At 67.6% G+C, this 21,279-nt stretch carries 22 protein-coding genes; 12 read left to right on the top strand and 10 right to left on the bottom strand.

Translation table 11 applies throughout. The features are described 5' to 3' along the window. The first annotated feature begins 20 nt into the window (after positions 1 to 20). Positions 21 to 1,040 carry a threonine/serine dehydratase gene (locus AC0KUR_RS23560; RefSeq protein ID WP_034188787.1) on the top strand — a complete coding sequence of 340 codons (1,020 nt, stop codon included), beginning with the start codon at positions 21 to 23 and terminating at the stop codon, positions 1,038 to 1,040. Positions 1,041 to 1,086: 46 nt separating this feature from the next. Next, positions 1,087 to 1,614, top strand: coding sequence for a DUF3574 domain-containing protein (locus AC0KUR_RS23555; RefSeq protein WP_082744777.1), 528 nt, complete (start codon positions 1,087 to 1,089; stop codon positions 1,612 to 1,614). 86 nt (positions 1,615 to 1,700) lie between these two features. Here AC0KUR_RS23555 and AC0KUR_RS23550 read toward each other — a convergent pair whose 3' ends face one another. Continuing rightward, entirely contained in the window at positions 1,701 to 4,217 is a 2,517-nt protein-coding gene (locus tag AC0KUR_RS23550; protein ID WP_059561779.1) for a penicillin-binding protein 1A, read from the bottom strand. A gap of 442 nt (positions 4,218 to 4,659) precedes the next feature. Between AC0KUR_RS23550 and AC0KUR_RS23545 the strand changes: the two genes are divergently transcribed. The 4 genes from AC0KUR_RS23545 (at position 4,660) to AC0KUR_RS23530 (ending at position 8,048) form a co-directional block, all read left to right on the top strand. Beyond that, positions 4,660 to 5,340: a PspA/IM30 family protein gene (locus AC0KUR_RS23545; RefSeq protein WP_034188789.1), complete on the top strand. Its 681-nt coding sequence runs from the start codon at positions 4,660 to 4,662 to the stop codon at positions 5,338 to 5,340. Positions 5,341 to 5,419: 79 nt separating this feature from the next. Continuing rightward, positions 5,420 to 6,601 (top strand): tetratricopeptide repeat protein, encoded by a 1,182-nt coding sequence (locus AC0KUR_RS23540; RefSeq protein WP_473376483.1) that lies wholly within the window; start codon positions 5,420 to 5,422, stop codon positions 6,599 to 6,601. A gap of 237 nt (positions 6,602 to 6,838) precedes the next feature. Then, a complete protein-coding gene (mscL, locus tag AC0KUR_RS23535; RefSeq protein ID WP_006487991.1) occupies positions 6,839 to 7,270 on the top strand; it encodes a large conductance mechanosensitive channel protein MscL in 432 nt (143 codons plus the stop codon). A gap of 331 nt (positions 7,271 to 7,601) precedes the next feature. Beyond that, complete coding sequence (locus AC0KUR_RS23530) at positions 7,602 to 8,048, top strand: hypothetical protein (RefSeq protein ID WP_027784713.1); 447 nt, start codon at positions 7,602 to 7,604, stop codon at positions 8,046 to 8,048. Between the two features lie 66 nt (positions 8,049 to 8,114). Here AC0KUR_RS23530 and AC0KUR_RS23525 read toward each other — a convergent pair whose 3' ends face one another. Continuing rightward, positions 8,115 to 9,008 (bottom strand): NAD(P)-dependent oxidoreductase, encoded by an 894-nt coding sequence (locus AC0KUR_RS23525; RefSeq protein ID WP_034188791.1) that lies wholly within the window; start codon positions 9,006 to 9,008, stop codon positions 8,115 to 8,117. Between the two features lie 135 nt (positions 9,009 to 9,143). Between AC0KUR_RS23525 and AC0KUR_RS23520 the strand changes: the two genes are divergently transcribed. Next, on the top strand, positions 9,144 to 9,353 hold the full coding sequence (locus tag AC0KUR_RS23520; RefSeq protein WP_006493215.1) for a dodecin: 210 nt from the start codon (positions 9,144 to 9,146) through the stop codon (positions 9,351 to 9,353). Positions 9,354 to 9,574: 221 nt separating this feature from the next. Beyond that, positions 9,575 to 10,504: a LysR substrate-binding domain-containing protein gene (locus tag AC0KUR_RS23515; protein ID WP_034188792.1), complete on the top strand. Its 930-nt coding sequence runs from the start codon at positions 9,575 to 9,577 to the stop codon at positions 10,502 to 10,504. 106 nt (positions 10,505 to 10,610) lie between these two features. On the opposite strand, the gene AC0KUR_RS23510 is transcribed toward AC0KUR_RS23515, so the two are convergent. After that, a complete protein-coding gene (locus AC0KUR_RS23510) occupies positions 10,611 to 12,023 on the bottom strand; it encodes an 8-oxoguanine deaminase (protein WP_069706301.1) in 1,413 nt (470 codons plus the stop codon). Positions 12,024 to 12,532: 509 nt separating this feature from the next. Here AC0KUR_RS23510 and uraH point away from each other — a divergent pair. Together uraH and AC0KUR_RS23500 are read left to right on the top strand one after the other, a co-directional pair. Further along, positions 12,533 to 12,886 (top strand): hydroxyisourate hydrolase, encoded by a 354-nt coding sequence (gene uraH, locus AC0KUR_RS23505; RefSeq protein ID WP_034188794.1) that lies wholly within the window; start codon positions 12,533 to 12,535, stop codon positions 12,884 to 12,886. A gap of 52 nt (positions 12,887 to 12,938) precedes the next feature. Continuing rightward, on the top strand, positions 12,939 to 14,132 hold the full coding sequence (locus AC0KUR_RS23500) for a urate hydroxylase PuuD (RefSeq protein WP_473376482.1): 1,194 nt from the start codon (positions 12,939 to 12,941) through the stop codon (positions 14,130 to 14,132). A 100-nt stretch (positions 14,133 to 14,232) separates the two neighbouring features. On the opposite strand, the gene AC0KUR_RS23495 is transcribed toward AC0KUR_RS23500, so the two are convergent. Together AC0KUR_RS23495 and AC0KUR_RS23490 are read right to left on the bottom strand one after the other, a co-directional pair. After that, positions 14,233 to 14,643, bottom strand: coding sequence for an ACT domain-containing protein (locus tag AC0KUR_RS23495; protein WP_034188796.1), 411 nt, complete (start codon positions 14,641 to 14,643; stop codon positions 14,233 to 14,235). A gap of 70 nt (positions 14,644 to 14,713) precedes the next feature. Next, positions 14,714 to 15,634, bottom strand: coding sequence for a LysR substrate-binding domain-containing protein (locus AC0KUR_RS23490; RefSeq protein ID WP_473376481.1), 921 nt, complete (start codon positions 15,632 to 15,634; stop codon positions 14,714 to 14,716). A 131-nt stretch (positions 15,635 to 15,765) separates the two neighbouring features. Between AC0KUR_RS23490 and AC0KUR_RS23485 the strand changes: the two genes are divergently transcribed. Beyond that, a complete protein-coding gene (locus AC0KUR_RS23485; protein ID WP_473376480.1) occupies positions 15,766 to 16,581 on the top strand; it encodes an aminotransferase class IV family protein in 816 nt (271 codons plus the stop codon). A gap of 16 nt (positions 16,582 to 16,597) precedes the next feature. On the opposite strand, the gene AC0KUR_RS23480 is transcribed toward AC0KUR_RS23485, so the two are convergent. Then, positions 16,598 to 17,002, bottom strand: a complete 405-nt coding sequence (locus AC0KUR_RS23480; protein ID WP_034188799.1) for a RidA family protein — start codon at positions 17,000 to 17,002, stop codon at positions 16,598 to 16,600. Positions 17,003 to 17,154: 152 nt separating this feature from the next. Here AC0KUR_RS23480 and AC0KUR_RS23475 point away from each other — a divergent pair, with 152 nt between their 5' ends. After that, positions 17,155 to 18,117 (top strand): LysR family transcriptional regulator, encoded by a 963-nt coding sequence (locus tag AC0KUR_RS23475; RefSeq protein WP_049032051.1) that lies wholly within the window; start codon positions 17,155 to 17,157, stop codon positions 18,115 to 18,117. An 82-nt stretch (positions 18,118 to 18,199) separates the two neighbouring features. Here the strand turns inward: AC0KUR_RS23475 and AC0KUR_RS23470 are convergent, their stop codons facing one another. The 4 genes from AC0KUR_RS23470 to puuE all read right to left on the bottom strand — a co-directional run bounded on the left by AC0KUR_RS23470 (position 18,200) and on the right by puuE (position 21,256). Further along, positions 18,200 to 18,712 carry an ureidoglycolate lyase gene (locus AC0KUR_RS23470; protein ID WP_034188801.1) on the bottom strand — a complete coding sequence of 171 codons (513 nt, stop codon included), beginning with the start codon at positions 18,710 to 18,712 and terminating at the stop codon, positions 18,200 to 18,202. Beyond that, complete coding sequence (alc, locus tag AC0KUR_RS23465; RefSeq protein WP_059561796.1) at positions 18,709 to 19,722, bottom strand: allantoicase; 1,014 nt, start codon at positions 19,720 to 19,722, stop codon at positions 18,709 to 18,711. Before alc ends, AC0KUR_RS23470 begins: the two co-directional genes overlap by 4 nt. 62 nt (positions 19,723 to 19,784) lie before the next feature. Next, positions 19,785 to 20,306, bottom strand: a complete 522-nt coding sequence (gene uraD / locus AC0KUR_RS23460) for a 2-oxo-4-hydroxy-4-carboxy-5-ureidoimidazoline decarboxylase (RefSeq protein ID WP_034188803.1) — start codon at positions 20,304 to 20,306, stop codon at positions 19,785 to 19,787. After that, entirely contained in the window at positions 20,303 to 21,256 is a 954-nt protein-coding gene (puuE, locus tag AC0KUR_RS23455) for an allantoinase PuuE (protein WP_034188804.1), read from the bottom strand. The genes uraD and puuE overlap by 4 nt, the downstream gene beginning before the upstream one ends. Between the last annotated feature and the right edge of the window lie 23 nt (positions 21,257 to 21,279).

The raw sequence follows: 21,279 nt of genomic DNA, 5'->3' as shown, positions 1-21,279 counted from the left end.
CACTCCGCCACCGCCACGTCATGCCGACCGAACAACAGGGCACCGCCCATACGACGATCGACGGCGAGCCGATTCCGACGCTCGACGAAATCGCCGCGCAGCATTTCGCTTTGTCGCCGTGGGTCGCGCGCACGCCCGTGTTCGAGCGCGCCGACCTGCCGTCCCTCGAGGGCACGCACGTCAACTTCAAGTTCGAGCTGCTGCAGGCGAGCGGCAGCTTCAAGGCGCGCGGCGCGTTCACGCACCTGCTCTCGCTGGACGAGGCGCGCAAGAACGCGGGCGTCACCTGCGTGTCGGCCGGCAATCACGCGGCGGCCGTCGCGTATGCGGCCATGCGGCTCGGCAGCAGCGCGAAGGTCGTGATGTTCCACACCGCGAGCCCGTCGCGCATCGCGCAATGCAAGCAGTACCGCGCGGAAGTCGTGCTCGCGGGCAGCGCGTCGCAGGCCTTCGATCTCGTGCGCCGCATCGAGGCCGAGGAAGGCCGCTTCTTCATTCATCCGTTCAACGGCTATCACACGATCCTCGGCACCGCGACGCTCGGCTACGAATGGGCGACGCAGACGCCCGACCTCGACGCGGTGATCGTGCCGATCGGCGGCGGCGGGCTCGCGGCCGGCATGGCGACCGCGCTGCGGCTCGCGAACCCGCGCGTACACGTGTACGGCGTCGAGCCGGAAGGCGCCGACGCGATGAGCCGCAGTTTCGCGGCGAATCACACGATCAAGATGAGCGCGATGCAGACCATCGCCGATTCGCTGATGGCGCCGCACACCGAGGAATACAGCTACCAGCTGTGCCGGCGCCACGTCGACCGCATCGTCACCGTGTCCGACGACGCGCTGCGCGCCGCGATGCTGTTCCTGTTCTCGCACCTGAAGCTGTCGGTCGAACCGGCCTGCGCGGCCGCGCTCGCCGCGCTGCTCGGCCCGCTGCGCGAAACGCTGCAGGGCAAGCGCGTCGGCGTGCTGCTGTCGGGCACGAATACCGATCCCGCCACGCTCGGCATGCACCTCGCGCACGCGAAACTGCAGCACTGACCCCACATCGGGCACCGACGAACCACCCTAGGGTTATCCCCAGATTATGTTGACAGCCCTGTTGATAACCCGCCGGACACGCACGCAAGTGGTTGAGCGCGCAGCATTTTGCGCGCGCGAAGGTCGATCGTCACGAAATGAGCAGACACGCACGCTGGTCGCATGCGCGGCGGCGCTCACGCTGCTCGCCGGTTGCGCGACGGCGCCGTCGCCCGTCGCGCAACCGGTGTCCTGCACGCAACCGGGCGAAAGCCGGATGCTGCAGGCCGACCTGCTGTTCGGGCGCGACGTCACGGGGCGCGGTCCCGTCACCGATGCGGAACGCGCGACGTTTCTCGCCGACACGGTCACGCCGCGCTTCCCCGACGGCCTCACCTACTGGGACACGCACGGACAGTGGCGCGACCGCGCGACCGGCGGCGTCACGCGTGAAGACAGCTTCGTGATCCGTATCATCGCCGACGATACACCCGACACGCGCACACGGCTCGCCGCGATCCGGCTGGCGTACATGCAGCGATTTCACCAGCAATCGGTCGGCGTGACGATCGCGCCGGCCTGCGTATCGTTCTGATTCACCTTCTCCTGCTGCTCGCGACTCGCACAAGAAAAACGGGCGCCCGAAGGCGCCCGTCGCATGTCCGAAGCACCGCGTATCGCTTACTTGTTCTCGAACATGTCCATGATCTGCTGCTTCTCCTGCGGCGTGACGGGCGGCGGTGCCAGCCCGGCCGCGCCGGCCGAACCGAGCGCGTCGTTCGCGCTGATCGCGTTCTCGGCCGGGTTGATGTCGACGTTCGCGACGAAGCCGTTGCCCGGCGTGCGATCGGCGTAGTACAGCTCGCCGTCGATCGTGGTCAGGCCGTCCGGCATCGGCATCTGCTGCTCGGGCACGCCGTTCAGCGCGGTGCGCATGTAGTTCACCCAGATCGGCAACGCGAGCTGCGCGCCGAATTCGCGGCTGCCGAGGCTCTTCGGCTGGTCGAAACCCATCCATGCGACCGCGACGAGCGACTGCTGGTAGCCGGCGAACCAGCCGTCCTTCGCGTCGTTCGTCGTACCCGTCTTGCCCTGCAGGTCGCTGCGGCCCAGCACGTTGGTGCCGGCCCCCGTGCCGGCCGTCGCGACCGAGTGCAGCAGGCTGTTCATCACGTATGCGTTGCGGCCTTCGATCGTACGCGGCGCCGTGCCGCCCGCGATCACCGGCTGCGACTTCTGCAGCGGCTGGCCGCGCGCGTCGTCGACTTCGGCGATCAGGTACGGATCGACCTTGTAGCCGCCGTTCGCGAATACCGCGTAGCCGGTCGCGAGCTGCAGCGGCGTGACGAGGCCCGCGCCGAGCGCCATCGGCAGGTAAGGCGGCGTCTTCGCCGGATCGAAGCCGAAGCGCTGCGTCACGTACTGCTGCGCATACTGCGTGCCGATCGACGCGAGGATCCGGATCGACACGAGGTTCTTCGAACGCTGCAGGCCGGTGCGCATCGTCATCGGGCCGTCCGGCTGGTCGTCGTCCTTCGGCTCCCACGCAGTGCCGCCCGGCACGCTCGGCGGGAAGTACAGCGGCGCGTCGTTGATCATCGTCGCCGGCCCGAGCCCCTTGTCGAGCGACGCCGAGTAGATGAACGGCTTGAACGACGAGCCCGGCTGCCGCCATGCCTGCGTCACGTGGTTGAACTTGCTCTTGTTGAAGTCGAAGCCGCCCACGAGCGAGCGGATCGCGCCGTCCTGCGGCGCAATCGCGACGAGCGCGCCTTCGACCTGCGGCAGCTGCACGACCTGCCAGCCCGTCTTGCCGTCCTTCAGCACGCGCACGACCGAGCCCGGCTTGATGCGCAGCGCGTTGTTCGCGCGCGGGCCGAGCGCGGCCGACACGAAGCGCAGCCCGGCCGGGCCGATCGTGGTGGTCGCGCCGCCGACGAACTGCACCTCGACCGCGTTCGGCGACGCCGACAGCACGACCGCCGATTGCAGGTCGCCGTTGTCCGGATGATCGGCGAGCGCGTCGTCGATCGCCTCGTCGCGCTCGTCGCCGGCCGCGGGCAGGTTGATCGACGCCTCCGGCCCACGGTAGCCGTGGCGGCGCTCGTAGTCGAGAATGCCGCGGCGCACGGCCTGGTACGCGGCTTCCTGGTCGGCCGAGTTGATCGTCGTCGTGACGGTCAGCCCGCGCGTATAGGTTTCGTCCTTGTACTGCTGGTACATCATCTGCCGCACCATCTCGGCGACGTATTCGCCGTGCACCGCATACTGGTTGCCCGGCGTGCGCACGTGGATCTCTTCCTTGATCGCTTCGTCGTACTGCGGCTGCGTGATGTAGCCGACCTCGAGCATGCGCTTCAGGATGTACTCCTGGCGCACCTTCGCGCGCTTCGGATTGACGACCGGGTTGTACGCGGACGGCGCCTTCGGCAGCCCCGCGAGCATCGCCGCCTCGGCAAGGGTGATGTCCTTCAGGTCCTTGCCGAAGTACACGCGCGCGGCGGCCGCGAAGCCGTATGCGCGCTGGCCGAGATAGATCTGGTTCATGTACAGCTCGAGGATCTGGTCCTTCGTCAGGGCCTTCTCGATCTTGTACGCGAGCAGCATTTCGTAGATCTTGCGCGTATAGGTCTTCTCGCTCGACAGGAAGAAGTTGCGCGCGACCTGCATCGTGATCGTGCTCGCCCCCTGCCGCGCACCGCCGTGCATCAGGTCGGCCACGCCCGCCCGCAGGATGCCGACGAAGTCGACGCCGCCGTGTTCGTAGAAGCGGTAGTCCTCGATCGCGAGCACGGCCTTCTTCATCACGTCGGGAATGTCCTGGAAGCGCACGAGGCTGCGGCGCTCCTCGCCGAACTCGCCGATCAGCACGTGATCGGCCGTGAACACGCGCAGCGGCACCTTCGGCTGGTAGTTGGTCAGCGCGTCGAGCGACGGCAGCTGCGGCGCCATCACGACCAGCGCATAGCCGACGATCAGCGCGCCGACGATCGCCAGCGTCGCGAACAGGCCGGCGAACCACAGCGCGACGCGCGAGCCGAACGTGCGGCGCCGCCCGCCGCCGCCGCTGCGCTGCTGCGCGCGGCGGTCGTCACGATCGTCGTCATCGGGGTAATAGGCCCCGGACGGCGAACGGCGCAGCGTGTAGTGGGGTTCGTTCCTGTCGGAAGAAGAAGGCGGTCGTTTGATAATTGGCATGTCGGAATGGCGGGCGGTCGTGGCGCCCTCGAACGCATGCGGAAATGCAAGCGGATGAATCAGAGTGGGTGCATCGAGATGCGGCTGTCACGTCGACAGACCCCGCCGCGCGGCGATCCGTTCCCGCGACGTGACAGCGCATTTTAATGAAATCGACCGGGCGCCTTCGCGATTTTTTGTAAAAATTCCCGCAATGCCGTGATTTGCGGAACGTATTGTCGGCCTCCTCGGCCTATGATGGACACGCAATGGGCCGTGTCGCCGGCTTTTTCTTTCAACCGCGAAAGGTTTGGCATCCTGATGCGCACGCCGCTTGAACTCACGCGTTTAAGCCGTATTTAAGTGAACCGGTGGTGTAATATCCGCCGGCTCACGCGGGTCGGAACCGGCCCGCGGCGGGCACGGCCGCGAATGCGCGGCGCCTTTAACCACGGAGGATTTCATGTCGCTTTTCGACTCTATTTCGCGCACGATCAAAGGCCTGCTGAACGATGCGGCCGATTCGGTACAGGATCCGTCGCGCGACGCACGGCAGATCGTGCGGGAGCTCGACGACAGCATCGGCCGCGCCGAGAACTCGCTGATCGAGATCGAGGCACAGGTCGCGACCCAGCGCAGCAAGCGCGATGCGGCCGACGACAAGGTGAAGAAGTACGAGGACGGCGCGAAACGTGCGCTGCAGTCCGGCGACGAAGCACTCGCCCGCGAGGCCCTCGCCGCGCAGTCGAACGCGGAAGCCGAGCGCGATGCGCTCGCGGCCGAACTGACGACGCTCGAGCCGTCGGTCGACAAGCTGAAGGGGCAGATCGCCGACATGCGTCAGCGCCGCAACGACCTGAATGCGCGCTCGAACATCCTGCAGGCCAAGCAGGAAATCGCGCAGGCGAAGGACGTCGCGGCCAGCGCGCTGGGCGGCATCGGCGGCAAGAACCTGTCCGAGGATTTCCAGAAGCTCGAGGACAAGGTCGCGCTGCAGAACGCGCGTTCGGACGCACGCCTGAATTCGGCCGACACGTCGAGCGGCAAGGCGCTCGACGACAAGCTCGCCGCGCTGAACAAGGGCCCGTCGGTCGAGGATCGCCTCGCCGCGCTGAAGAAGCAGCTCGACACGCCCGCGCAGTAACGGCAAACGTGCCGCGCCCCGCCCGGGTGCGCGGCGCGAACCGATCGTCAGGAGACGGGCGCCTGCGCCCGGTTCGACCATGAAGAAATCTCTCGCCGCACTCGGCCTCTCGCTGATGTTGCTGTCGTCCGCCGCGTTCGCGGTCCCGTCGCTGCAGCAGGTCGAGCAATCGATCGCGCAGCGCAACTGGCAACAAGCCGACGCGCAGCTGTCGCAAGTCATCGACGCCCATCCGAACAACGCGCACGCGCGCTACCTGTATGCGCAGGTGCTGGACCGCGAGGGCCGCGCGTCCGACGCGCTCGCGCAGCTGCTGCGCGCGAAATCGCTCGATCCGCAACTGCGCTTCACCGATGCGTCGCGGTTCGCACAGACGGAGTCGCGCATTCGCGCCGACGCCGCGCGCGTGAGCGGCAACGTGCCGTCGGCCACGCAGGCCGGCACGCTGCAGCCGGGGCTCGCCCCGGCCGTCGCGCCGGCCGAAAAACACGGTCCGTCGACCGGCATGTGGATCGGCCTCGGGCTGATCGTCGCCGTGATCGCGCTGGTGCTGCGCTGGACGCTGCGGCGCGCACGCACCGCCGACAACGGCCGCGCCGACGACGAACGCCGCGCGCAGCTCAAGCGCGCGACCGACGTGCTGAACGACATCCGTCCGCTGAAACTCGACGCGAAGCTGTCGACGGCGCCCGGCGCCGCGGCGCTCACGGGTGAACTCGAAACGATCGAGGCCGACGCGCGCACGCTCGTCGAGACGCTGTCGAACGGCAAGAATCCGGTGCCGCCGTATCGCGTCGATGAACTCGAGCAACGCCATGCGAGCGTGAAGGCCCGCGTCGAAGGCCGGCCCGACCCGGCCGCGCAACCCGCGGCACCGGCGAACGGCAGCGGCTCCGTGTACGCGCAGGAAGCCGATCGCATGACGGGCGCGCAGGGCCAGCCGTATCAGCAGCCCTACCCGCCGCAACAGCCGTATCCGCAACAGCAGCCGCCCGTCGTGATCCAGCAAGGCGGCGGCGGTTTCGGCGGCGGGATGGGCGGGCTGCTGACCGGCGTGCTGCTCGGCGAGGCGATGTCGGGCGGCCGCGAGCGCGTGGTCGAACGCGACGTGATCGTCGACGGCGAGCGCCGCCGGCAGGAAGCCGACCCGGGCTTCGACCTCGGCCGCGGCGACGATTCGAACTGGAGCGACGGCAGCGGCGGTGGCGGCGGCATGGACCTCGGCAGCAACGACGACGGCTGGACCGACGACAACACCTGAGCACCCACGCACCGGGCGCCGGCGCGCATGCCGGCGCTCCGTCACGCACGCCATGCTCCGCTGCACGGCCGGCCGCGCCCACGCGCGGATTTGTCAATCATTTCAAGATGGACTACCGGCAATGGGGAGCGTTCGTTATCATGCGGCCATCGGCGTGCCACCGACCCTCATTCGACGCAAAGCAATCCTGCGCGTCGCGGCACGCCTCCCCTCGCCCCAACCAGGAGAAAGCCGCTCATGAGCATCATCAAGGAATTCAAGGAGTTCGCCGTCAAGGGCAACGTGATGGATCTCGCCGTCGGCGTGATCATCGGCGGCGCATTCTCGAAGATCGTCGACTCGGTCGTGAAAGACCTCATCATGCCGGTCATCGGCGTGCTGACCGGCGGTCTGGATTTCTCGAACAAGTTCGTTCTGCTCGGCACCATCCCCCCGACGTTCAAGGGTAATCCCGATTCGTTCAAGGACCTGCAGGCCGCCGGTGTCGCCGCATTCGGTTACGGCTCGTTCATCACCGTGGCGATCAATTTCGTCATCCTCGCGTTCATCATTTTCCTGATGGTGAAATTCATCAACAAGCTGCGCAAGCCGGAAGAAGCCGCGCCGGCCGCGACGCCGGAAGACACCGTGCTGCTGCGCGAGATCCGCGATTCGCTCAAGCAGCGCTGAGCGCCAAGCGCTCCGCCCGCCAGGCCCGCCGCGTGCGGGCCTTTTTATTGCGCGCGGCGCACCGCCACAAGCGGCCGATCTCACTTTTTTGTGACGGGCGAATGCACGCGCGGGAAAAGCAGGTCTATGATGGAGACTAAACGACAGTACGGGCGCCAAGACGCTGGCTGTGTCGATCATGGCGAGCAGGTCGACGGGAGACATTGATCGTCGTACTGCACGAATGCAGCATTTTCGTGTGCTATAAAGGATCGACATGCGGCGTACATAGCCGGGAGTGGGTCGCATGAAAGTGCCGCATTTCTTGCAATTGTTTTTGAGGCGAGTGTTTATGTCCTTCCCGAAAAAACGTCGGCGTGCGCAACAGGATGGCCAGGAGTCGTTCCTCGCGGTCTTGCGCCACTCGAAACCGTTTGCGCAACTCGACACCAAGATTGCCCGCGCCCGTGCGCAGGACGAACCCGTCCTCTATGCGCACGTGCTGCCCGGTCTCGACGTGCTCCTGTGCAGCGTGCGCGGCGCCCAGCCGCCCTATCCGGCGATCGCGGAGCTGCGCAAGCGCTGCATCGAATCGATCGCCAACGCGCTCGAGCAGCCGCTCGACGGCCTCGAAAACGGCGGCTACTGGTACGAGGCGAACGGCTTCGGCTTCCTCGTATTCGCGAGCCGTGCGCGAGCGCGCATCCTGCCCGAGTTTGGTGCAGGCACGAAAGCGAGCCTGCGCGGCGGGCTCGGCCGCCAGAACGCCGGCGACACGACACCCCGCTCGCTCGGCTGATTCGCCAGCCATTCGATGGGCCGCCTCCGGGCGGCCCATCTGTCATTCACGCGCTCCGCTTGCCCGTCACGATGCCTGCCCGCGGCCGTTGCCCGGCCGCACGATGTCGATGAACGCGGCGAAATCCGCGCCCGCGAGCCCCTGCGCGGCACCGAGCCGCAGCACCTGCTGGACGGTGGCCGACACGGGCATCACCGCGCCCGTGTCGCGCGCGGCATCGGCAATCGCATCGACATCCTTCTGGAACGTGCCGAGCGCGCCGATCGGCGGATGACCGCCCGACGTCATGCGCGGCACGAACGTCTGCAGCAGCACCGAGTCGGCCCAGCCGCCGGCCAGCGCCTCGGCCAGGCGCGCGGCGTCGATGCCGCTCGCCTGTGCGAGACCGACGGCCTCGGCGATCGCCGTGACCGTCGCGGTGACGATCGCCTGGTTGCACAGCTTCGCCGTCTGGCCCGCGCCCGCGTCGCCCATGTGCGTGACACGCGACGCGTACGAGTCGATCAGCGGCCGCACCGCGTCGAGATCGGCCGCGCGGCCGCCCGCCATCACCGCGAGCGTGCCGGCCTGCGCGCCCGGCACGCCGCCGGACACCGGCGCATCGACCCAGCCGACCCCGAGCGCGGCCGCGCGCGCCGCGTAGTCGCGCGTCGCCGCGGGCGGAATGCTCGAATGATCGACGATGCGCAGCAGACGGCGCGCCGCCGCGTCACCGGAGAGCAGCCCGTGCTCGCCGAACACAACGTCGCCGACCGCACGGCCGTCGAGCACGCACACGAATACCGTCTCGACACGTTCGGCCAGTTCGCGCGGCGTGCCGGCCACCTGCGCACCGTCCCCGACCAGCGCCTCGGCCTTGTCGCGCGAGCGGTTCCACACGCTGACGCGGTGCCCCGCCGCCAGCAAATGCCGAATCATCGGCGCGCCCATCAATCCCGGTCCGCAAAATCCGACTTCCACGATGTTCCTCGTCTCCAATACGGGTTGCACTTGCCGCCCATCATACCTATCACTCAAGAAGCCGGGCACGCGCGGCACCGCTTCGGGACCGCGGCTTGCACCGGCAATACGGACCGATATCCCAGGGAGCGCATCATGAGCGACCACGTGTACAAGATGATCGAGCTGACCGGTTCGTCGCGGCAATCGAGCGACGACGCGATCCGCAACGCGATCTCGAAAGCCGGCAAGACGCTGCACAACCTGCACTGGTTCCAGGTGACCGAAACGCGCGGCCACATCGAAGGCGACCAGGTCGTGCACTGGCAGGTCACGCTGAAGGTCGGCATGCGCATCGACGACTGACGCATCCGTCGCCTCACCCGCCGCGTCGCGATCCGGATCCGCGCAATACAGACCCGCGCGGCGCCGCGCGTCCCGCATTTCACCTCGTTCGGGCCCCTTGTCGCGGCCCGACCGGCGGGTAGCCGCGGGTATCCATCTCTTGACGCTGCTTTTCGTTCATATTAAAAACAATATACCCACCCCATCCCTCGATCAGCCCAGCCATATAAACCGGAGATAACATGAGTCAGCAACGCGAGGCGATCGACACGTACCTCTTGCGCGTCTTGCACACCTTGTTGATGGAGCGCAGCGTCACGCGCGCGGCCGTCAAACTGAACCAGTCGCAACCGGCGATCAGCGCCGCGCTGCGACGCCTGCGCGACATCACCGGCGATCCGCTGCTGGTGCGCGGCAAATCCGGCATGGTGCCGACCGAATACGGGCTGCGCCTGCTCGAGCCCGTGCAGAACGCGTTGCGTGAAATCGAGCGCATCAAGTTCCAGCAGCACAACTTCGACCCGGCCACGTCGATCCGCTGCTACCGGATCGGCTGCCCCGACTACCTGAACGTGCTGTTCGTGCCGACCGTCGTCGAGCGTTTCCGCCTGGCCGCGCCGAACGCGACGCTCGAGTTCCATTCGCTCGGCCCGGCGTTCGACTACGAGCTCGCGCTGGAAGACGGCAAGCTCGACATCGTCGTCGGCAACTGGCCCGAGCCGCCCGAGCAGCTGCACCTGTCGAACCTGTTCGTCGACGAAATCGTCTGCCTGATGAGCAACACGCACCCGTTCGCGAAGCGCGGCGGGCTCACGCTCGACCAGTACCTGAACGCGCCGCATCTGGCGCCGACGCCGTACTCGGTCGGCCAGCGCGGCGCGATCGACGTGCATCTCGCGCGCGAGCGGCTCAAGCGCCACGTGGTCGTCACGCTGCCGTACTTCAACCTCGCGCCGTACGTGCTCGTGAAGTCGGACCTGATCTTCACGACCACGCGCCTGTTCGCCGATCACTATGCGAAGTTCCTGCCGCTGTCGGTCGTGCCGGCGCCGCTCGACTTCCCGCCGATGCAGTACTACCAGCTGTGGCACGAACGCTGCCATTACTCCGACGAAGTGCGCTGGCTGCGCGGCCTCGTCGCCGAAGCCACCCGCACGCTGATCGAGCCGTAACGGCACGCACGGCCCGCGCCGTCGTCGCGCGTCGCGGCCGCTCAGGGCGCGACGACGGCCGGCGGCACGCCCCGTCGGGCGGCGGCCGCCCGACGTCGGTCCCGCGTCAGCGCGAGGCCTCGACGAGCGCGTGCGCCAGCGCGTTGTGGCGCTCGATGACGGGCGGCAGATCGAGCGTCGCCAACCGCCCTTCCCGCACTACCACCTTCCCGTTCACCACCGTGTAGGCCGTCTGCGACGGCGCGCAGAACACGAGCGCCGCGACCGGATCGTGCAGCGCACCCGCGAACAGCGGCTGGCGCAGGTCGAACGCGGCGAAGTCCGCGGCCATGCCGGGCTTCAGCGCGCCGATGTCGTCGCGGTTCAGCACCTTCGCCCCGCCGAGCGTCGCGATCTCGAGCGCTTCGCGCGCGGTCATCGCGTCGGGCCCGAACCCGACCCGCTGCAGCAGCAGCGCCTGCCGCACTTCCGCGACCATCTGCGCGCCGTCGTTCGACGCGGAGCCGTCGACGCCGAGGCCGACCGGCACGCCCGCGAGACGCATCTTCTTCACCGGCGCGATGCCCGACGCGAGCCGCATGTTCGAGCACGGACAGTGCGCGACGCCCGTGCCGGTGCGCGCGAACAGGCCGATGCCCGCATCGTCGAGCTGCACGCAGTGCGCATGCCACACGTCGTGACCGACCCAGCCCAGATCCTCCGCATATTCGGCCGGCGTCATCCCGAACTTCTCGCGGCTGTAAGCGATGTCGTTGACGTTCTCCGCGAGGTGCGTGTGCAGCGACACACCGTATTCGCGCGCGAGCACGGCCGCATCGCGCATCAGGTCGCGGCTCACGGAGAACGGCGAGCACGGCGCGACCACCACGCGCAGCATCGCGTAGCGGCCTTCGTCGTGATAGGTCTCGATCAGGCGCTGCGTGTCGCGCAGGATGTCGGGCTCGCGCTCGACGACCGAATCGGGCGGCAGCCCGCCGTCGCGTTGCCCGACGCTCATCGCGCCGCGGCTCGCGTGAAAACGCATGCCGATCCGCTGCGCGGCGCCGATGCTGTCGTCGAGCCGGCTGCCGTTCGGGTAGATGTACAGGTGATCGCTCGACGTCGTGCAGCCCGACTGCAGCAGCTCGGCCATCGCGGTCAGCGTCGACACCTCGATCATCTCGGGCGTCAGGTGCGCCCAGATCCGGTACAGGTTCGTGAGCCAGCCGAACAGTTCGGCGTTCTGCGCCGCGGGCACCGCGCGCGTGAGGCTCTGGTACATGTGGTGATGCGTGTTCACGAGCCCCGGGATCACGAGGTGGCCGCGCAGGTCGAGCACTTCGTCGGCCGTGTCGGGCAGCTCGGCGGTCGGGCCGACCGCGACGATCCGGTTGTCTTCGATGTAGAGCCCGGCATCGCGCAGTTCGCGGCGCGTGTCGTCCATGGTCACGAGCACGTCGGCGTGCTTGACCAGCAGGGTGGTCGGGCGGGATGAGGTGGGGTTCGGCGCGCGTGCGCCAGCGTGCTGCTCGAGGTTCATGCGTTCTCCGCGTCGGTCTGCCTCCAGGCGCTGCCTGGAGGCGGTCACACAGCCGTTCGAACGCTGAATCGCGGCACGCCCCGGTGCCTGCGTCCGTTCGAACGCCCTGGCCCGGTTACCCGGCGTGCTCGCCGTCTTCGGGGTACGCGCGGGCCACGGGCCGACGCGCAGGGCGGGAGGATCGCCCACGCGCGCGCCGCGCACAATGCGCGAACCGGAATACCGTACCTCAGGGTTTCGATATGGTACGCCGCCCGCGGCGCCGCCCGGCGCCCGAAACCGGGCCGGCAGCCTTGCCCGGCGGGCCGTCGACAGCCGCTCATGCTCGGCGCATTATCTTCGATATCGCGCACGTATTTGCACGGGGAACCTTTTTACAATGCCTGCACGGCGCTCGCTTCAATCTCGCCGACGGGTATGTAGCCACGTGTGACGTGGAGCCTCGATCCGCCGCATAGTCAATGGATCGGGTCGCCGCCGAACCTCGCATTCACACAAGGACACAACGAATGGGAAAGCTCACTACCCACGTACTCGATACGGCGCACGGCCGTCCCGGCGCGGCCATCAAGGTGGACCTCTACGCGCTCGACGGCGAATCGCGCCGCGCGATCAAGACCGTGCTGACCAATAGCGACGGCCGCTGCGACGAACCCCTGCTCGAAGGCGCCGCGCTCGCCACCGGCGAATACGAACTCGTGTTCCATGCCGGCGACTACTTCGCGGCGCTCGGCGTGAAGGTGCCCGAACCCCGCTTCGTCGACCGCGTCGTGCTCCGCTTCGGCATCGCCGACGCCGGCTCGCACTACCACGTGCCGCTGCTCGTGTCGCCGTGGTCGTACAGCACCTATCGCGGCAGCTGACAGACGAATCAGCGCCCGCATCGAACAAACGAATTGAGTCTGGAGGAGTTTCATGGAAGGCTTCATCACCGACTGGCTGAACCTCGCGCTGCGATGGCTGCACGTCATCGTCGCCATTGCGTGGATCGGCGAGTCCTTCTATTTCGTCGCGCTCGACAACAGCCTGAAACCGCCGACCGACGCGAACCAGCGCAAGCGCGGCGTGTTCGGCGAGCTGTGGCACGTGCACGGCGGCGGGTTCTACAACATGCAGAAGTACACGGTGGCCCCGCCGGAAATGCCCGATGACCTGCACTGGTCGAAGTGGCCGTCGTACACCACGTGGCTGTCGGGCTTCTCGCTGTTCTTCGTGCTGTACCTGCTCGCGCCGAACACGTACCTGATCGACAAGAGCGTGCTCGACATGGGCCCGGTGGTCGCCGTCGCATCCGCGCTCGGCTTCCTCGCGGCCGGCTGGATCGTCTACGACTCGCTGTGCCGCATCCTCGGCACCAACGACCGCGTGCTCGGCATCTGCGTCGGCCTCTACGTCGTCGTCGCCGCGTACCTCGCGTGCCACATCTTCTCGGGCCGTGCCGCCTACCTGATCGTCGGCGCGATGCTCGCGACGATCATGTCGGCGAACGTGTTCTTCGTGATCATCCCCGGCCAGCGCAAGATGGTCGACAAGATGCTCAAGGGCGAGGAACCGAACCCGATCTACGGCAAGCGCGGCAAGCAGCGTTCGGTGCACAACACGTACTTCACGCTGCCGGTCGTGTTCGCGATGCTGTCGAACCACTATGCGATGACGTACACGAACAAGTTCAACTGGGTCGTGCTCGTGCTGATCATGCTGGCCGGCGCGCTGATCCGCCAGTTCTTCGTGATGCGCCACCGCGGCAAGCAGTTGTGGTACCTGCCGATCGGCGGCGTCGCGCTGCTGTCGGGCGCGCTGGTGTGGACGATGCCGAAGCCGGTCGCACCGGAAGCGCAGGCCGCGAACGCGCCGAAGATCGCGATCAACGACATCATGCCGATCCTGCAGCAGCGCTGCGTCGAGTGCCACTCGTCGAAGCCGACGCTGATGGGCAGCGCTCCCGCAGGCGTGATGTTCGACACGCCGGACGAAGTGTCGAAGAACTCGCAGCGTATCTACGAACAGGCCGTGCGCCTGAAGGCGATGCCGATCGGCAACGTCACGCACATGACCGACGACGAGCGGACCAAGCTCGCCGCCTGGTTCGAGGGTGGCGCGGTCAAGTAAGCCGCCGTGCGCCGGTCGCCGGCGCGATCCTCTCCGTTCGCGGGCCCGGTGACGGGCCTGTTTTTTTCATGCGCCGCGTGCGCCGCATGCACTTCGGGCACTAGCCGCGCATCGCGTCGCGCTGCAGGGCAACGAGCGCATCGCGCGCGCGCGGGCCGTCGTCGACCGGTACGAAGATGTGATCGTGGCATGCGGCGGCCATCACGTTGCAGCTGATGCCGGCCGCGCCGAGCGCCCGCGCGAAGGCGGCCGTGAGACCGACGGCCGCGAGATCGGAATGGACGGTGAGCGTGATCCATGCGGCGCGGAACAGCACGGGCCAGCCGCGACGTGCTGCCGTTGCCTCTTCGACCACGACCGTCAGCCCTTCCGCTTCGCGGAACGTCGCGATGACTTCGGATAACGATACGTCCGCACCGGTCGGCAGCGACACGAAGGCGAACGCGCCCGGATGCAGTTCGGGTTGCATCGTCCGTAGCAGGACCCTGAGGTCGTTTTCAGGTTGGCTCATCGAAGGGGCACGTCCGGCGCCGGACGTCGTGCGGTGGTAATGCGGGCACGATAGCACGCACGACGACGCGCTACGCGTGCGCCATCGCCGCTTCGTCCGCGAGCCAGTCGCGCAACGCGACGATGCGCGGATCGTCCTGCGTGTGCGCCGGATACACGACGTGATACGCGAGCCCCGGCGCCACCTCGACGTTCACGTCGAACAGCCGGACAAGGCGCCCGTCCGCGAGATCGCGCGCAATCATGTGCGGCTCCGCCAGGCCGATCGTCGTACCGTCGATCACGGCTTGCACGACGTGGCTCGAATCCGGAAACGCAACGCACCGGCTGTCGTCGAAACCGTCGACGCCGGCGGCGGCCATCCACGCCGACCAGCGCGGCCAGGTCACGCCGTCGACTTCGCAGTCGGCGTGGCAAAGCGTGTGGCGCAGCAGGTCGCGCGGCTTGCGCAACGCGGGGCCGGCCGACACCAGCGCGGGGCTGCAGACCGCGACGACCGATGTGCCGAACAGGCGCTGCACGCACGCGTCGCGATAACGCCCGGTGCCGAAGCGGATCGCGACATCCACGTCGTCGCCGTCGAAATCGCGCAGCCGGTCGGTGATGTCGAACGTCAGTTCGAGCACCGGATGCGCGGCCTTGAAGCGCGGCAGGCGCGGCAGCAGCCAGTGCGTCGCGAAGCGCGCGCCGACCGACACGCGCAGCTCCGTCCGCTCGCGCGCGATGCGCCGTGCCCGCGCGGTCGCGTGCCGCAGGCTCGCCAGCGCATCGGCGGCTGCCGCAGCCAGCACCGCGCCGGCCGGCGTCAGCCGGATGCTGCGGCTCGTCCGGACGAACAGTTCGATGCCGAGCTGCGCCTCGATTTCCTTGATCTGGTGACTGACGGCTGCCGGCGTCAGCCCGACCTCGTCGGCTGCCCGCGAAAAATTCAGGTGCCGCGCCGCCGCCTCGAACGTCCTCAGCGCGCGCGTGCCAGGCCACATGCGTTCCATCGATCTTCAAACAGAATTTGACGACCGTTCCAAAACTACTCGTTTTTCACGACACCATCAATCGGCAAACAATAGGTTTTCTTGAAGATGCCGCGCCGCCCCGCGCCCGCGGCCAACCTGGAGATTCGCCGATGACCGCTGCACCGTTCCCGTCCGTCGCCCACATCAACGGCGTGGCCGCCACGCCCGATGCGCTTGCCGCGCTGGCTTTCGCGGGCCACGCACATTTCACCGCGATGCAGGTTCGCGACGGCCGCGTACGCGGCCTCGACCTGCACCTTGCACGGCTGCGCGATGCATCGAACGCGCTGTTCGGGCATGCGCTGCCCGATGCACGGATTCGCGCGTTCCTGCGCGCCGCGCTCGATCGTGCGCCGTCGGCGCTGTCGCTGAGCGCGACCGTCCATGCGACGACCGGCGAATTCGCCGCGCCGCGCGACGACGAAGCGCTCGACGTGCTGATCCGCACCGCCGCGCCGTCGTCGGGGCCGGCCGGCCCGCTCGATCTCGCGCTGTTCGAACACGAGCGCGTGCTGCCGGACATCAAGCACGTCGGCGAAGTCGCGAAAACGCACTTCCTGCGCCGTGCGGCGGCGCAAGGGTTCGACGACGCGGCCTTCATCGATCGTCGTGGACGCATCAGCGAAGGCTCGATCTGGAACATCGCGTTCTGGACCGGCGACGCGCTCGTGTGGCCAGTGGCCGGCATGCTCGGCGGTGTCACGATGGGCATCCTGCGGCGGCAGCTGGCACGTCTGGGCATCGCGCAGCACGACCGTGAAGTGACGCCGGCCGACCTGCCGTCGATGGCCGGCGCCGTCGTGATGAATTCGTGGACGCCGGGCATCGCCGTGCGCCGGTTCGGCACGGCGACGCTGCCCGATTCGCTGTCGCTGGCCGCGCGACTGCATCGCGCGTATGAACAGGAGCCGCCCGTCGCGCCGTGATACGCACGCGCCCCGCTCACGCATCGGCCGACTCCGGCAGCCGTGCGATCGCCTTGATCTCGAACTGGAAACCGTACAGCCAGGTCACGCCGACGGCGGTCAGCGCCGGATGCGGCGCATCGCCCCAGTATTCGGGGACGATCGCCCAGATCCGTTCGAACGTCTCCTCGGGATCGACAAGGAACACCGTCACGTCGACGACGTCGTCGAACGTGCAGCCAGCCGCGCGCAGCACCGCATTCAGGTTGTCGAACGCGCGGCGGACCTGCGCGCCCAGCTCCGGCTCGGGCGAACCGTCGTCGCGGCTGCCGACCTGGCCGGACACGAACAGGAAGCCGTTCGCGCGCACCGCCGGCGAATAGCGATTGCGGTCATACAGCGCCCGGCGACCGGGCGGAAAAACTACGCTACGCTTTGCCATTCAACCCCTCCATCGGTCGGTGGGGCGTCTCCGCCCCGGTCTCAACGATGAAGGCACTTTAAGGACCGTTGCACGGCGGATAAACCGGCAACCTTGTCCAACACTGTTTGCGCGCGCCAAACAATGTCCGGGCGCCGCGGAGTCCTGACCCGATGGATCGATTCGACGCAATGCAGGCGTTCGCCCGCGTGGTGGAGGCCGGCAGCTTCACGAAGGCGGCCGACACGCTGCACATGAGCCGCACCACCGTCACGCAACTGGTGCAGCAACTCGAGGCGCGGCTGCGCGTGAAGCTGTTCCACCGCACGACCCGCAAGGTCGTCGTCACGGCCGACGGTGCCGCATACTACGAGCGCGTCGTGCGGCTGCTGGCCGACATGAACGATGCCGAAACGAGCCTGTCCGCGGCGTCGGCGTCGCCGACGGGGCGGCTGCGCGTGGACGTGCCGACCCCGCTCGCGCGCCTGATCCTGATCCCCGCGCTGCCCGCGTTCCACGCGCGCTATCCGGACATCCAGCTCGACATGGGCGTGAGCGACCGCGTGGTCGACGTGATCGGCGAGAACGTCGACTGCGTCGTGCGCGGCGGCGAGCCGGCCGACCGCTCGCTGATCGCGCGCCGCATCGGCGACCTGCGGCTCGGCGTATACGCATCGCCCGCTTACCTCGCGCGCGCCGGCACACCGACGCACCCGGGCGAACTCGAAGGCACGCATCACCGCATCGTCGGCTTTCTGTGGGCGCGCACCGGCAAGGCACTGCCGTTTGCGATGGCGCGCGACGGCGAGCAGATCACCGTACGCGGCCGCTACGTGCTCGCCGTCGACGACGGCAATGCGTACCTCGAAGCCGGCCTCGCCGGGCTCGGCATCCTGTGGCTGCCCGACTACATGGCCGCCGCGTATCGCACGCGGGGCGAACTCGTACCGCTGTTCGAGCCATGGCAACTCGAACCGATGCCGATGTACGTCGCATTCCCGCCGAACCGCCACGTCAGCGCAAAGCTGCGCGTGTTCGTCGACTGGGTCGCCGACCTGATGGCCGAGCATGCGCCGGTCGCGAACCGTCGTCGCGGCGGCGGTTCGCGCGACGCGCGCAAGGCCGTGTTGACCTGAGTCGCGACAAAGCGAGCGCACATAAAAAAACCCGCGCATCTTGCGCGGGTTTCGGCGGGCAGGCAACGGAAGCGTCGACGACTCAGGCGGTCAGCGCATGCAGCGCCTCGTCGGTGAGCCAAAGCGATTCCTGCAGATCCTGCTCGTTCAGGTTCAGGCCGTCACCGCCGCGATCGACGACGATGAAATCGCTGACGCCGCCGAGCGCGATCAGCGGATGATGCCACACCCCCTTCGCGTAGTTGACGCCCTGCCAGCCGCTCGTCACGAACGCACGGATCTTCGCCGGATCGAGATCGCCCGCGGGCGCGACGACGACGAGATACGGCTGGTCGTTCAGCGGCACGAACGCCTGGCTGCCGAGCGGGTGCCGCTCCAGCATCTTCACTTCGAACGGCAGCGTGCGCGGCTGGCCGCGAAACAGGTTGACGAGCGTGCGGCCGCCCTCGTCCGTCACGTCGACTTTCGCGAGATCGTGAAAGCGGATCGTCGTGCCGAGGTTGATCGGGATCTGCTTCGCCCCGTCCGTTTCGATCACGTCGCCGAACGGCGCGAAGGCTTCCCTGGTCAGCGGTTCGATAACGAGCGTCTTCATTTGTCGAGCGTTCCCCACAGGCGCAGGCGCGACACGCCGCCGTCCGGAATGATGTTCAGTCGCACGTGCGTGACAGGGCCAAGCGACGCGATGTCCTGTTCGAAATAGTGCTGCTTGTCCATCTGCAGTTTCTGTTCGCCGAGCAGCACCGGCCAGAACATCGACTGCGTGATCAGCGAGCTGTCCGTGCCGCCCGACACGTACGCGGCCTGGATCGAGCAGCGGTCCGGGAAGTTGCCCTTGAAGAACGCGGTATCGACTTCGATCTTGCGGATCACGCCCGGCTGCGCGAGCGCGATGATCGCCCAGTCGTTGCCCGGCTCGCGGCGGCGGCGGGTTTCCCAGCCGTCGCCCATGTTCACGCCGCGGCCCGGCAGCAGCAGGTTCGACGCGACGCCGAAGTGCTGGTTGTTCGCGGCCACGACGTAACCGCCGTTTTCCATCGCCGCGAGGTCGAACTGCTCGGTCGCGCTCGCGCCGGCCCAGTCGAGCTGCGGCTGGCCGTACACGCGCAGGCGCGCGATGCCGCCGTCCGGGTAGATGTTCACGCGCAGGTGCGTGAACGCGCGTGCGTCGCTCGCTTCGACGTAGTGATGGCTGTTGCCCTGCAGCGTCGTCGACGGCACGATCTCGACCCACTCGGTCGCATGCGTCGGCGCGCCGTCGGCCACGAACGCGGCCTCGATCGACGCGGCCGGCGGGAAGTTGCCGGTGAAGTGGCTCGTGTCGATGTCGAAGCCCTTGATCACGCCCGGGCGCGCGAGCTTGACGATGCACCAGTCGTACCCCGTCGTGCGCTTGCGGCGCGTTTCCCAACCGTCCATCCACTTGCCGTGGTCGTCGTACTTGCCGGGGATGAAGACGGCCGGCTCGGGGTTCAGCATCCGGTCCTTCGGCGCGAAGAAATCGTCGCTGGCCTCGAGCGCCTGCGCACCGAGACGCGGGTCGGCAAGATTCACGTAGCGCCGCGTGAATTCGGGTGCGTTGGGATCGAGAAGCGGAACAGCCATGATGTTTCCTTGTTTCAGTGATTGCGATCCGGCCGCCGCGACACAGCGGGCCGTGCGCGGTGTCAGGCGTCGATCAGGTCGTCGAGGCGAAAGCGCGCGATCCGGTAGATCTGGTCGAGGCTCGCACGCAGTTCCTCGGTGCGCGAATGATTCACGCGCGACTCGAAGTTCGCGATGATGCCGTGGCGGTCATAACCGCGCACCGCGAGGATGAACGGGAAGCCGAACTTCTCGCGATACGTGCGGTTCAGCGTCAGCAGCTTGTCGAATTCTTCCTGCGTGCACTGGTCGAGGCCCGCACCGCTCTGCTCGCGCGTCGACTCGGCCGTCAGCTCGCCGCGCACGGCGGCCTTGCCGGCCAATTCCGGGTGAGCGTTGATCAGCGCGAGCTGGCGCGCTTCGCCGCCCGTTTCCACCGCGTCCGCCATCGTCTTGTGCAGCGCGTCGATGCTCGCGAACGGCCGCTCGCCCGCGGCGACCTCGGCCACCCACGGCGAATGTTCGAAGATCCCCGACAGCGCCGCGACAAATGCGCTCGGCGCCATCGTGTTCAGTTGTTCCAACGTGTAGCGCATCGCCTTCATGCTTTCCCTTCGTCTTGATGATTGGGCTGATACGGATGATGTTCACGCCAGTGGCGCGCGATATCGACACGGCGCGTCACCCAAACGCGATCGTGCTTCTCGAGGTGATCGAGAAAACGCTGCAGCCCGCGGAACCGGCCCGGCCGGCCGAGCAGCCGGCAATGCATGCCGATCGACAGCATCTTCGGCGCCTCGTCGCCCTCCGCGTACAGCACGTCGAATGCGTCGCGCAGGTAGTCGAAGAAGTGATCGCCGGTGTTGAAACCCTGCGGCGTCGCGAAGCGCATGTCGTTCGTGTCGAGCGTGTACGGCACGATCAGTTGCGGCGACGTGCCGCCGCCCGACACCTTGACGTCCATCCAGAACGGCAAGTCGTCGCCGTAGTTGTCGGAGTCGTACAGGAAGCCGCCGTATTCCGCGACCAGGCGGTGCGTATTGGGGCTGTCGCGGCCGGTATACCAGCCGAGCGGACGCTCGCCCGTCACACGCTCGATCGCTTCCATCCCGAGGCGCATGTGCTCCGCTTCGAGTTCCGGCGTCATGCTCTGGTAGTGGATCCAGCGCCAGCCGTGGCACGCGATTTCATGGCCGAGCTCGACGAAGGCGCGCGCGAGCTCCGGATGACGCTCGATCGCCATGCCGACGCCGAAGACCGTCAGCGGCATCCCGCGCTTCTCGAATTCGCGCAGGATGCGCCACACGCCGGCCCGCGAACCGTATTCGTAGATCGACTCCATGCTCATGTGGCGGTCCGGATACGCGGCCGCGCCGACGATTTCGGACAGGAACTGCTCGGAGCCCGGATCGCCGTGCAGCACGCAGTTCTCGCCGCCCTCCTCGTAGTTCAGCACGAATTGCACGGCGACGCGGGCGCGCCCCGGCCAGTTCGCCTGAACGGGATGGCGGCCGTAGCCGATCAGGTCGCGAGGATAGTTGGGATCGAGTGACATGGGTTCGAAGTACGGCGCAAGCG

This window comes from Burkholderia sp. YHN3-13, from assembly GCF_055810675.1.
Note: the sequence above shows the minus strand (reverse complement) of the source record. Positions and strands in the feature narration are given on the sequence as shown.